Raw genomic sequence first — 12,268 nt, 5'->3', positions numbered from 1 at the left:
ACGATGACGGCCCCGATCACGGGGGTGACGGCCACCCGCACACCGCTCACGGGATGGCGCGACTGGCGTGCCTGGCCGGGCAACATCGCCGCGCTGTGGCGACGGTCGCTGCGGTTCCGCACGATCCTGGTCACGTTCGGGCTCACCGCCCTCGCGGTGATCGTGGCGTGCGTGTGGATGGCGCTCGCGATCCAGAACGACCTCTTCGTCTCGCGCAAGGACCAGGTGCTCCAGGACGCGCTGCGCGGATCGTCCGCCGCGCAGACGACGCTCGACAGCGCGACCGCGCAGAGCGACAGCGTGCAGCTGCAGAACGTGATGATCCTCGTGCAGAGCACGCTCGCCGCGCAGTCGTCCAGTGACATGCGGGCGGCGTTCCGCATCGGTCCGCCGGCGCCGTCGGCACCCCAGGACTTCACCAGCAACCTGCGATTCGAGGACTCCATCAGTGAGTCGCTGCGCGAGGCGGTGCGCGCGAGCGCGGATCGGCAGGTCTGGCAGTCGATCGCCATGCCCACCGACGACGGCTCCACGGTGCCCGGCATCGTCGTCGGCCAGCAGCTGACCGTCCCGGGCGTGGCCGCGTACGAGCTCTATCTCGCGTACGACCTCGAGAACGCGCCGCAGACGCTCAGCTTCGTCCAGAGCACGCTGTGGATCGTCGGCATCGGGCTGGTGCTGCTCATCAGCGGGATCGCCTGGTTCGTGCTGCGCTCGGTGACGACGCCGATCGGCGAGGCGGCCGACACCAGTGCGAAGCTCGCGGCGGGCGAACTCGGCGTGCGCCTGCCGGTGCGCGGCGAGGACGAGCTGGCGACGCTGGGCCGATCCTTCAACGCGATGGCCGACAGCATCGAGTCGCAGATCAAGGAGCTGGCCGACCTCTCGCTCGTGCAGCAGCGCTTCGTGTCGGACGTGTCGCACGAGCTGCGCACGCCGCTCACGACGATCCGCCTCGCCGCCGACATGATCAATGACCAGCGCGAGGACTTCGACCCGGCGACCGCGCGCGCCGCCGAGCTGCTCAACAACCAGGTGCAGCGGTTCGAGACCCTGCTGACGGACCTGCTCGAGATCAGCCGCTACGACGCCGGCTCGGTGCAGCTCGAGCTCGAGGCGACGAGCCTCGCCCACCTCGCCGAGGACGTGATCTCCTCGATGGAGCAGCTCGCCGACCAGCACGGCAGCGATGTGCGCCTCGTCGCCCCGGGCGGGTACTCGCCGGTCGACATGGACCCGCGCCGTGTGCGCCGCGTGGTGCGCAACCTCCTCGGCAACGCGATCGAGCACGGCGAGGGCCGCCCGATCGTCGTCACCGTCGACAGCAATCAGCAGGCGGTGGCGCTCGGCGTGCGCGACTACGGCCTCGGCATGAAGCAGGACGAGGTGGAGCGGGTCTTCGACCGGTTCTGGCGGGCCGACCCTTCGCGCACACGCACGATCGGCGGCACCGGTCTCGGGCTCTCGATCGCCCTCGGCGACGCCCGGCTCCACGGCGGAGAGCTGGCCGTGTGGTCGGAGCTCGGGCGCGGCACGAACTTCGTCCTCACGCTGCCCCGCAGCGGCGGACCGCTGGTCGGCCCCTCGCCGATCCCCCTGGATCCCGGCGACGACTCCGTCGGCGTGGTCGAAGACCTCGGGCTCACGCAGCCCATCCAGGTTCTTCGTCAGGACGCGACGGAAGCTCGGGATGCCGCGACCCGGGGAGGTGCGTCATGACCCGGCGCCGCGGCATCCCCATCGCACTCATCACGCTGCTCGCCCTGGTGCTGACCGCCTGCGCGGGCCTGCCCACGAGCGGCCGCATCAACTACGGACTCGGCACGGCGGATGCGCCCGACGACGAGGAGATCTCGTTCCTCCTGCCCGACAGCCCGCAGCCGGGCGCGACCCCGGTGCAGATCGTCGAAGGGTTCGTGCGGGCGGGCTCCGGGCCGGGGCTCGGGGCGAGGTGGGACCGCGCACGCGAGTTCCTGACCGAGGAGTTCGCGAGCGTCTGGAATCCCGAAGCGGCCGTGACCGTGGACGTCCTCGAGGATCGCGTGCCGACGGAGACGCCGCAGGGCAACGTCGAGCTGGCGATCACCGCGCTCGCCACGGTCGACGACCTCGGCACATACGAGCGCGCAGCGGTCGGTGAGCGCGTGCTGCCGTTCGAGCTGGTCCAGGAGGACGGTGAGTGGCGCATCAGCCTCGCCCCCGACGGTGTCGTCCTCGACGAGAACGTGTTCCCCCGCGTATTCCACCGCTACGGCGTCATGTACTTCGATCCCTCGTGGCAGTACCTCGTGCCGGACGCCCGGTGGTTCCCGACCACCAACTCGGCGGGCCGGGTCGCCCGTGCGCTCGTGAACGGGCCGCCGAGCGACTGGCTCGCGGAATCGGTCGAGTCCGCGTTCCCCGAGAGCGTGGAGGTCGTAGCGGCCGTGCCGGTGACGGGCAACGTCGCGCAGGTCGACCTCAACGAGGCTGCGCTCTCGGCTGACCCGCAGACCCTGGACCGCATGTACACGCAGCTGCTCGAGAGCCTGCGCACGGCCAACATCACCGACGTCGAGCTCACCGTCGAGTCCGTGCCCATCGACGCCGAGGCCGTGCGGGTGCGCTCCACGCGGGTGCCGGGCGCGCCGCTCGTCCTGACCGCCGACGGCTTCGGCTTCATCACGGGCGGTGACACCCTCGACCCGGTGCCCGGCATCTCGCCGCTGGTGGAGCAGTACTCGCCCGTCGCGCTGCAGCTCGCCCCCGACCGAGAGGTGGCTGCCGCGCGGCTCGAGACGGGCGAGGTGATGCGCTTCCGCGAGGACGAGACCTTCGAGGTCGTCGACTCCCGGCCGGGTCTGATCGATCCGTCGATCGATCCCTTCGGCATGGTCTGGAGCGTGCCGCGCGAGGAGCCGGCCGCGGTCCGGGTCATCCTGCCGGACCTGAGCGCCGTCGAGGTCGCCGACGCGTGGCCGGGCACGACCTCGATCACCGCGATGGCGGTGTCGCGCGACGGCAGCCGAGTCGCCGCCGTCGTGTCGGCGGGCGGCCGCAGCGGGCTGTGGGTCGCAGGGATCGTGCGGGGGACCGATCGGGTTCCGGTGCGTCTGGGCGCCCCGGTGCAGCTCGCCGAGGTCTCGGACGGGATCGGACTCGCGTGGCTCGACGACGGTTCGGTCGGGGTCCTCTCTGGCGACGCCGAGGGTTCGACGATCCTCGAGCAGGTCGTGGGCGGCGCGGGGACGCGGAGCTCGGCCGCGGCGGGGATGGTGACCATCGCCGGCGGCACCTCGCTCTCGAGCGCTCGACTGCGCGCCGACGACGGCACGCTCTACGTCAAGCGCGGCACGGGCTGGCAGCCGACGGCGTCCGATGTGCTGCTGCTCGCCACGCAGCAGGGCGCGCCCGAGTAGCGGCTCCTCCCCAGCCGGCTTCGGTGCGGGGCGGTCACCGGATGCGCGGCGCGGCCGGCGCGGCATTCCGATCCTCGTCACACTCGACCGCATGACCTCGCATCTGCCGGTGCCGGCCGTCGTGGGCGCGGCGCTCGCCGACGCGCTCGCCCTCCTCCTCCCCGTCGTGTGTGCGGGCTGCGGTGCGCCCGATGCCGACGTCTGCGAGCAATGCCGGCTCGCGCTCGTGCCACGGGTCGACACGCGGTGGGTGGACGCGGTCGGCGGCGCAGTCCCGGTGTGCAGCGGCCTGCGGTTCGAGGGCATGACGGCGCGGATCGTGCGGGCGGTCAAGGAAGAGGGCCGCACACCGCTCGCGAGGGCACTCGCCCCGGCACTCCGTACGGCCGTCGCGGTGCTGGCACAGCCCGACGCCGTCCTCGTGCCCCTGCCAACCTCGCGCGCCTCGTTCCGCCGCCGCGGCTATCGTGTGCCCGACCTGCTGGCGCGCCGCGCCGGGCTCCCGGTGCGGCACCTGCTGCGGACGATGCGGCGCACCGCCGATCAGCGCGGGCTCGGTCGCGACCAGCGCCGCGCAAACGTGGCGAAGAGCATGATCTCGAGGGATGCCGCGTCCCTCCGCGTCATCGTGATCGACGATGTCGTGACGACCGGCGTCACGCTCGCAGAAGCGGTTCGGGCGCTCCGCGAGGCGGGCGCCGACGTGATCGGAGCCGCCACGGTGGCAGCGACTCCGCGCCGGATGAACGGTGGGGCACGCGGGCCCGTCGCATCGGAAACTCACAGGTGACAGGTGCCCCCCGCCGGGATAGCGTGGGAGGGACAAGGCGACTGATGGTCCGCCCTTGGCCGGGTGGACCGGAACAAGGAGGTCAGGGATGGAAACCAGCATCGTCGGCGTGGGAGTGGGGATCACGGATCGCTTCCGCTCGGTCGTCGAAGACAAGGCCGCCCGCATTGAAAACCTCGCTCCGCGCGCTCAGCGTGTGGACGTCAAGGTCACTCACCGCGCGTATCACAACGGACGCGTGGAGGACGACACGGTCGAACTCACGGTCACCGGAAAGGGCCCGATCGTCCGGGCCGAGGCCACTGACGGTGACAAGTTCACTGCGCTCGATCTCGCGGTCGACAAGCTGTGCGAGCAGCTGCGACGCGCGAAGGACAAGCGTGTGGACGCTCGCAACCACCCGCGAGGCGCGAAGCTCGACAAGGGAAGCGGCGCCATCCAGGGGATCGACCTGCAGCCGGCATCCGTCGACGTGCTCCGCGCCGTCGCGACCGGTGAGATCCCCATCCTCACCGGCAACGAAGAGGAGGAGGGCTATACGCCCGTCGTCATCCGCACGAAGGAGTTCGAGCCGGAATGGATGTCGGTGGAGGAGGCCGTCGACCGGATGGAGCTGGTCGGCCATGACTTCTTCCTGTTCGTCGACGCCCGCACCGACCACCCGAGCGTCGTGTACCGCCGCAAAGGGTGGGACTACGGCGTGATCTCGCTCACGACGCAAGCAGCACCCGAGGCGGTCGCTTCGTAGGCGCACCCTGACGACGACGGATGCCCCGGCCGGGAGGCCGGGGCATCCGTCTCTTGTCGTGCGGCGTCAGTCGATGAAGCCGTCGAGGATGCTGCCGATCACGAGGCCGCCGAGGATGCCGCCCATGAGGTCGCTGCCGCCGCGGCGACCGCCGCCCCAGCCCTGCTGCGGACCGCCCCACTGATCGGGACCGCCCTGCGGACGCGAGGAGTCGATGTCGCGCTGCGCGAGCTGGAGCGCCTCACCGGCAAGGAACGCGACGCGGCGCGACATCGCCATGGCCTGCTCGCGGTGGTCGTCGTCGATCATCGTCGCCGCGCTGGCCGACATGCCGAGGTAGCGGTCGAGATCGATCCGGATGCGTTCTGCTTCAGCCAGGCGCGTTCGCGCGTCGGCGCCGATCCAGCCGCGGTGCCCGGCGATGACGTCGCGCGCGACCGCGAGCTGCCGGTCGGCGTCATCGATCGAGTGACGGACGTGCTCGAAGGGCGGGATGGGGCGGGCGGCGCGCTCGCGCGCCTTGGCGATCGCCTCGTCGAGTCCGGAGTTCGCCTCGCGCAGCCGCGACAGCAGCGTGAACGGGTCGGTGTTGACGCCGGCCGCCGGAAGCGATGCGAGGGCGTCCTGCAGCCTGGCGATCGCCGCGCTCACCTCGGGGTTGTGCGGCTCTTTCAGGGCGACGACGATGTCTTCGCGGGAGTCCTCGACGATGGCCGACAGCGTCGACTCGGCGCGGAGGGCCTCGACCTCGAACGTCTCCACGGCATCGATCAGCGTCGCCGCGCGGCGCGCGGCCTCGGTGCACGCCTCGAGCGCGAGGTTCGCCTGCTCGCGCTGACCCGCTTCGCGGCGCCGCTCGGAGATGCCCGCGCTGTGCTCGGCGAACCCGATCAGCTGCTCCGCCTCGGCGGGGTTGGCCTCGACCTGAGCGAGCGCTTCCGCCGAGTAGCGCGCCGCAAGGCGGTGGATGGTCTCGCGGGCCTGGGGCAGGCGGCTGCGCAGCCGCTCTGCGTCCGCGCGCACCCCCGCGATGATCTCGGGAGCCCTGCGGGCCCGCTGGATGGGGGCGGCGAGCGCCTCGGTGCGGTCGTCGAGGAGCTCCTCCGCCCACTCGCAGAGCTGCACGATGCGCGCATTGCGGGTGCGCAGCTCTTCCGGCGTATCGGGGATCTCGTCGTGGTTGAGCTGGTGCAGGTGGAACGCCTCGGACATGTGCGTCCGCACGGCCTCGAGGGCGTCGCGGAGGTCCTTCGTGGGCTCGACGCCCAGCTCGATCTCGGCGAACGACAGCTCGTCGGTCGTCACCCGGATGCGCTCGTCCGCCGCGACGAGCGACGAACGGGCGCGGCGCGCCAGATCGGCGTCCTGCGCCTCGAGCTCGGCGTTGTCACGTTTGCGTCTGCCCCAGAATCCGGCCATGCCTTCGATCCTATGGGCGGTCGCGGGGAGCGGGCTGAGCGCGGCAGGAGGTGTGGACGCCACCCGCGGCCCAGGGTGCGTCGAAGCCTGGACCCGGCGGTGCTCACCGCGACCGCTCGCGCGTCCGTCAGTCGCGGTGCCGCAGCTTGCGGGCGGGGCGGTCGCCGTCGTCACGGCGGCGTCCGGGACCGCCGGTGTCGAGCCGCAACTCGATCAGCCGGCCCGAGATCCGCGTGTCGGACAGCCGGTCGAGCGTGCCGCGCGGAAGGTCGGCGGGCAGTTCGACGAGCGAGAAGTCCGGGCGGATCTGGATCGCGCCGAAGTCGTCACGGCGCAGGCCGCCCTCGTTCGCCAGCGCGCCGACGATCTGGCGCGGCTCGACGCGGTGGCGCTTTCCGACGGCGATGCGGTAGGTCGCCATGCCCTCGCGCGGGGTGCGCTGGCGCCGCTCGGGGCGGTCGCCCCGGTCGTCGCGGTCGAACCGGCTGCCGCGCCGGTCGTCACGGTCGCGCGGCTCGTAGCGGGGGCGCTCGGGCTCGGGCTCGAGGAGCAGCGGGGTCTCACCCTGTGCCACGACGGCGAGAGCTGCGGCGACGTCGACCTCGGGCACGTCGTGGTTTCGCACGTAGTGAGCGACGATGTCGCGGAAGCGATCGATGCGCTCGGTCTCGGCAAGGGCCGCGGTGATGCCGTCGTCGAAGCGCGAGAGGCGCGTGACGTTCACCTCATCGACGCTCGGCAGCTGCATCTCGGTGAGCTCCTGCCGGGTCGCGCGCTCGATCGCGCGCACCAGCCCCCGCTCGCGCGGGGTGACGAAGCTGATCGCGTCGCCGGAGCGGCCGGCGCGACCGGTGCGGCCGATGCGGTGCACGTACGACTCGGTGTCGGTCGGGATGTCGAAGTTCACCACGTGCGAGATGCGCTCGACGTCGAGGCCTCGGGCCGCGACATCCGTCGCCACCAGGATGTCGAGCTTGCCCGACTTGAGCTGGTTGACGGTGCGCTCGCGCTGCACCTGTGCCACGTCCCCGTTGATCGCGGCGGCCGAGTACCCGCGGGCGCGGAGCTTCTCGGCGATCTCCTCGGTCACGCTCTTGGTGCGGCCGAAGACGATCATGCCGTCGAAGTTCTCGACCTCGAGGATGCGGGTGAGCGCGTCCATCTTCTGCTGGAACGACACGATCAGGTAGCGCTGCGAGATCGTCGCCGAGGTCGTCGTCTTGGTCTTGACGGTGATCTCTTCGGGGTCGTGGAGGTACTGCTGCGACATGCGGCGGATCTGCGCCGGCATCGTCGCAGAGAACAGCGCGACCTGCTTCGTGTCGGGCGTCTCGGCGAGGATCGTCTCCACGTCCTCGGCGAATCCCATCTTGAGCATCTCGTCGGCCTCGTCGAGCACGAGATACGTCAGCTCCGACAGGTCGAGCGTGCCCTTGTCGAGGTGGTCCATGATGCGGCCGGGCGTGCCGACGACGATGTGCACCCCGCGGCGCAGCGCCGAGAGCTGCACGCCGTAGCCCTGGCCGCCGTAGACGGGAAGGATGTGCACGCCCTTGAGGTGCGAGGCGTACTTCTCGAAGGCCTCGCAGACCTGCAGAGCGAGCTCGCGCGTGGGGGCGAGCACGAGCGCCTGCGGGTTCTTCTGCGACAGGTCGAGCCGGTCGATGATCGGCAGTGCGAAGGCTGCCGTCTTACCGGTGCCGGTCTGCGCCAGGCCGACGACGTCGCGGCCGGCGATGAGCGGCGGGATGGTCGCGGCCTGGATCGCCGACGGCGTCTCGTAGCCGACGTCGCGCAGCGCCTTGAGCACCGCATCGCCCAATCCGAGGTCTGCGAAGGTCAGGGGGGCGGGCTCTGCTTGAGCGTCGGTCTCGGTCGTCTCTGCCGTTTCGGTCACGCTTAAGGGTAGTGCGTGCCGCCTGGGAGGCGACAGGACGCCGCGGGCGCGGCATCCGCTCGTCGTCTTCTGCCCGTGGAGGAGCCCTGCGCCTCCTCGCGCTGTGGGAACCTGCGCGCGCGGCCGTCTGTGCCGGGGGCGGATGCGGGGTCCGACAGCGTGAGCGCGCGCGGCGGGGGTCAGCGCGGCCGCAGCGACTGAGCGGCGAGCTCGGTGATGTCGATGGGCTCGGTCGGCGGAAGGTGGATGGCGGCGGGGTCGATCGCGGGCACTGCGGTGGTCATGGCACGTCCTCTCCAGCGGTTCATCAGGGAGGTGTCCGCAGGGACGGATCCGTCTCACGCCTTCCCGACGGAGATCAGGCGACGGATGCCTCGGCCCTCGCCGGACGACCGCGTTTGGGGCGCTCGGTCGAGAGCTCGAGGGCCAGTGCGTGATCGGGATGCTGCGCCAGGAGCTGCTCGGCGTGGTCGAGCCAGCGGGCCTCGGCCTCGGCGGCGAACACCATCGAGTCGACCACGAGCGACCACGCCAGAGCCTCGGGGCTGTCGCGGTCGCCGCCGGCGTAGCTCGCGCTGCGGAGCGAGTCCAGCTGCGCGAGCGACGCACGGCGCTGCGTCCGGATGATCTCGCCCACGTCGACACCGGGCAGGGTCGCGGCGACGGAGAGCTTGATCGCCAGGGCGTCGCGCGTGCCCTGGGAGCGCTCGACGGGGGAGGCGAGCCACGTGCGTGCCTCGGCGGAGCCGGCATCCGTGATCTGCCAGTAGACGTGCCCGTGGGCGTCGACATCGCCCTTCTCCACGAGCCCGTCGCGCTCGAGGCGGTCGAGCGTGTTGTAGATCTGCCCCACGTTGAGCGGCCACGTCGACCCGGTGCGTCGATCGAACTCTGCACGGAGCTGATAGCCGTAGCAGGGGCCCTGATCGAGGATGGCCAGCAGAGTCTGTCTCACCGACATGGACGGTCTCCGTTCAGGTGCATACCGCGTATGTAGTTGCCGAGCATATACATACGTGGAATGCAGACGGCGGTCATCGCTCACACCCAGCGCACACCAAGGTCACGGGTGGATAACATAGGCAGGTATGTCTGGGGCCATGCGCCCCGGCGGCACCGGCGCCGTTCGCGCCACACCCGACAGATGGAGACTCCGTGGCAAACCCGCTCGAGAAACTGCTTCGCGCCGGAGAGGGTCGCATCCTCCGACGGCTGCAGCAGGTCGTCAAGGCGGTCAACGCCCTCGAAGAGGACTACGCGCACCTCACCGACGAGGAGCTGCGGGGCGAGACCGCGGAACTCCGCGCCCGTTTCGACGCCGGCGCAACGCTCGACCAGCTCATGCCCGAGGCGTTCGCCGCGGTCCGCGAGGCCGCCAAGCGCACGCTCGGCCAGCGCGCCTACGACGTGCAGATCATGGGTGGCGCCGCTCTGCACCTCGGCAACATCGCCGAGATGAAGACCGGTGAGGGCAAGACGCTCACCGGCGCGTTCCCGGTCTACCTCAACGCGATCGCGGGCCAGGGAGTCCACGTCGTCACCGTCAACGACTTCCTCGCGTCGTACCAGGCCGAGCTCATGGGCCGCATCTACCGCGCCCTCGGCATGACGACGGGCATCATCGTCGCGGGCCAGACCCCCGAGGTCCGCCGCGAGCAGTACAACGCCGACATCACCTACGGCACGAACAACGAGTTCGGCTTCGACTACCTGCGCGACAACATGGCGTGGCGCAAGGAAGACCTCGTGCAGCGAGGCCACTTCTTCGCGATCGTCGACGAGGTCGACTCGATCCTCATCGATGAGGCGCGCACGCCGCTCATCATCTCGGGGCCGTCGTCGGGCGAGGCCAACCGCTGGTTCGTCGAGTTCGCCAAGATCGCCAAGACCCTCGAGGTCGGCGTCGACTACGAGGTCGACGAGAAGAAGCGCACCATCGGCGTGCTGGAGCCGGGCATCGAAAAGGTCGAGGACTACCTCGGCATCGACAACCTCTACGAGTCGGCGAACACCCCGCTGATCTCCTTCCTCAACAACTCGATCAAGGCGCTCGCGCTCTTCAAACGCGACACCGACTACGTCGTGATGAACGACGAGGTCATGATCGTCGACGAGCACACCGGACGCATCCTCGTCGGCCGTCGCTACAACGAGGGCATCCACCAGGCGATCGAGGCGAAGGAGGCGGTTCCGGTCAAGGCCGAGAACCAGACGCTCGCCACGGTCACCCTGCAGAACTACTTCCGCCTCTACGACAAACTTGCCGGCATGACCGGTACCGCCGAGACCGAGGCGGCGGAGTTCATGTCGACCTACCAGCTCGGCGTGGTGTCCATCCCGACGAACAAGCCGATGATCCGCAAGGACCAGCCCGACCTCGTCTACAAGAACGAGCAGGCCAAGTTCGCGCAGGTCGTGGAAGACATCGCGCAGCGCCACGCGAGCGGTCAGCCGGTGCTCGTCGGCACCGTCAGCGTCGAGAAGAGCGAGTACCTCTCGCGCCTGCTCGCCAAGAAGGGCATCAAGCACGAGGTCCTCAACGCGAAGAACCACGCGCGCGAGGCCGAGATCGTCGCGCGTGCGGGGCGCCTCAGCGCCGTCACCGTCGCCACCAACATGGCCGGTCGAGGCACCGACATCATGCTCGGCGGCAACGCCGAGTTCCTCGCGGTGCAGGAGATGAAGGCCAAGGGGCTCGACCCGGTCGAGACGCCCGAGGAGTACGAGGCCGAGTGGGATGCCGTCTACGAGGCCGTGCGCGAGCGCGTGGCCGGAGAGGGCGCCAAGGTCGTCGAGGCCGGCGGCCTGTACGTGCTCGGCACCGAGCGCCATGAGTCGCGCCGCATCGACAACCAGCTGCGCGGTCGTTCCGGTCGACAGGGCGACCCCGGCGAGAGCCGCTTCTACCTGTCGCTCACCGACGACCTGATGCGCCTGTTCCAGTCCGGCGCCGCGGAGGCGATCCTCGCCCGCACCAACTTCCCCGACGACGTCGCGATCGAGTCCGGCATGGTCACACGCGCGATCAAGTCGGCGCAGAGCCAGGTCGAGGCGCGCAACGCCGAGATCCGCAAGAACGTCCTCAAGTACGACGACGTCCTCAACCGGCAGCGCGAGGCGATCTACTCCGACCGCCGTCACATCCTGCAGGGCGACGACATCGCCGACCGCGTGCAGCACTTCATCGAAGACGCGATCAACGCCGTCATCGACGACCACACCGGCTCGGGTCACAACGAGAGCTGGGACTTCGACGCGCTGTGGACCGAGCTCAAGACGCTCTACCCGGTCAGTGTGACGATCGACGAGGTCGTGGCCGAAGGCGCCGGCCGCAAGGGCGGCATCACGGCCGACGGTCTCAAGCGCGAGATCCTCTCCGACGCCCGTATCGCCTACACCGCCCGCGAGGAGTCGCTCGGCACTGCGGCGACCCGCGAGCTTGAGCGCCGCGTCGTGCTGCAGGTGCTCGACCGCCGCTGGCGCGACCACCTCTACGAGATGGACTACCTCAAGGACGGCATCGGCCTGCGCGCGATGGCCCAGCGCGACCCGCTCATCGAGTACCAGCGCGAGGGCTACCAGATGTTCCAGTCGATGATGGGGCAGATCAAGGAGGAGTCGGTCGGCTACCTCTACAACCTCGAGGTCGAGGTCCGTCGACAGGGCGAGGGCGAGGCAGAGGTCGACGCCAAGGGCCTCGGCGCGATCCCGGCGGCTCCGCAGGGCCTGGAGTACTCGGCCGCCAACGACGCCGGCGAGGTCGAGGTCCGCAACGACCGCGGTCAGGTGCAGCAGGCGGCGACGAACCGCCTCCGCCAGGCGGCTGCCGCGGCCGCCGCGGCTCCGGCGCAGGCGCAGGCCGCACCTGCCGCCGAGCCGCAGCGTGGGGCGTTCGGCCAGCGCACCGACGGCGCGGCCCCGGCGACGCAACCGGCGCCGCAGAACCGCGCCCAGCGCCGCGCCGCAGGCAACAAGAAGTGAGCCGAGGTCGGGGGGGGGGGGGGGGGGGGGGGGCG

The 12,268-nt window shown here is 70.6% G+C and carries 8 protein-coding genes; 5 read left to right on the top strand and 3 right to left on the bottom strand.

Annotated features, from left to right (window positions below; all coding sequences use genetic code 11):
• The first annotated feature begins 3 nt into the window (after positions 1–3).
• From mtrB to hpf, 4 genes are all read left to right on the top strand, one after another.
• A complete protein-coding gene (gene mtrB, locus MK786_RS11250) occupies positions 4–1,719 on the top strand; it encodes an MtrAB system histidine kinase MtrB (RefSeq protein WP_241112327.1) in 1,716 nt (571 codons plus the stop codon).
• Positions 1,716–3,398: an LpqB family beta-propeller domain-containing protein gene (locus tag MK786_RS11245; protein WP_241112326.1), complete on the top strand. Its 1,683-nt coding sequence runs from the start codon at positions 1,716–1,718 to the stop codon at positions 3,396–3,398. Before mtrB ends, MK786_RS11245 begins: the two co-directional genes overlap by 4 nt.
• Before the next feature lie 91 nt (positions 3,399–3,489).
• Positions 3,490–4,188, top strand: coding sequence for a ComF family protein (locus MK786_RS11240; RefSeq protein WP_241112325.1), 699 nt, complete (start codon positions 3,490–3,492; stop codon positions 4,186–4,188).
• A gap of 88 nt (positions 4,189–4,276) precedes the next feature.
• Positions 4,277–4,936: a ribosome hibernation-promoting factor, HPF/YfiA family gene (hpf, locus tag MK786_RS11235; RefSeq protein ID WP_241112324.1), complete on the top strand. Its 660-nt coding sequence runs from the start codon at positions 4,277–4,279 to the stop codon at positions 4,934–4,936.
• Between the two features lie 66 nt (positions 4,937–5,002).
• Here hpf and MK786_RS11230 read toward each other — a convergent pair whose 3' ends face one another.
• The 3 genes from MK786_RS11230 to MK786_RS11220 form a co-directional block, all read right to left on the bottom strand.
• A complete protein-coding gene (locus tag MK786_RS11230) occupies positions 5,003–6,355 on the bottom strand; it encodes a hypothetical protein (RefSeq protein ID WP_241112323.1) in 1,353 nt (450 codons plus the stop codon).
• Between the two features lie 127 nt (positions 6,356–6,482).
• The gene (locus MK786_RS11225) at positions 6,483–8,252 is read right to left on the bottom strand and encodes a DEAD/DEAH box helicase (protein WP_241112322.1); all 1,770 of its coding nucleotides are present in this window, start codon (positions 8,250–8,252) and stop codon (positions 6,483–6,485) included.
• Between the two features lie 358 nt (positions 8,253–8,610).
• Positions 8,611–9,213: a PadR family transcriptional regulator gene (locus MK786_RS11220; protein ID WP_241112321.1), complete on the bottom strand. Its 603-nt coding sequence runs from the start codon at positions 9,211–9,213 to the stop codon at positions 8,611–8,613.
• 194 nt (positions 9,214–9,407) lie between these two features.
• On the opposite strand from MK786_RS11220, the gene secA reads away from it, so the two are divergent.
• Complete coding sequence (gene secA, locus MK786_RS11215; protein ID WP_241112320.1) at positions 9,408–12,233, top strand: preprotein translocase subunit SecA; 2,826 nt, start codon at positions 9,408–9,410, stop codon at positions 12,231–12,233.
• The last annotated feature ends 35 nt before the right edge of the window (positions 12,234–12,268 follow it).

Origin of the sequence: Microbacterium sp. CFH 31415, from assembly GCF_022538185.1 — a bacterium.
In the GTDB taxonomy this organism is placed as follows: domain Bacteria; phylum Actinomycetota; class Actinomycetes; order Actinomycetales; family Microbacteriaceae; genus Microbacterium.
The sequence above is the reverse complement of the archived record's forward strand: the minus strand, read 5'-3'. Positions and strand labels throughout refer to the sequence as shown.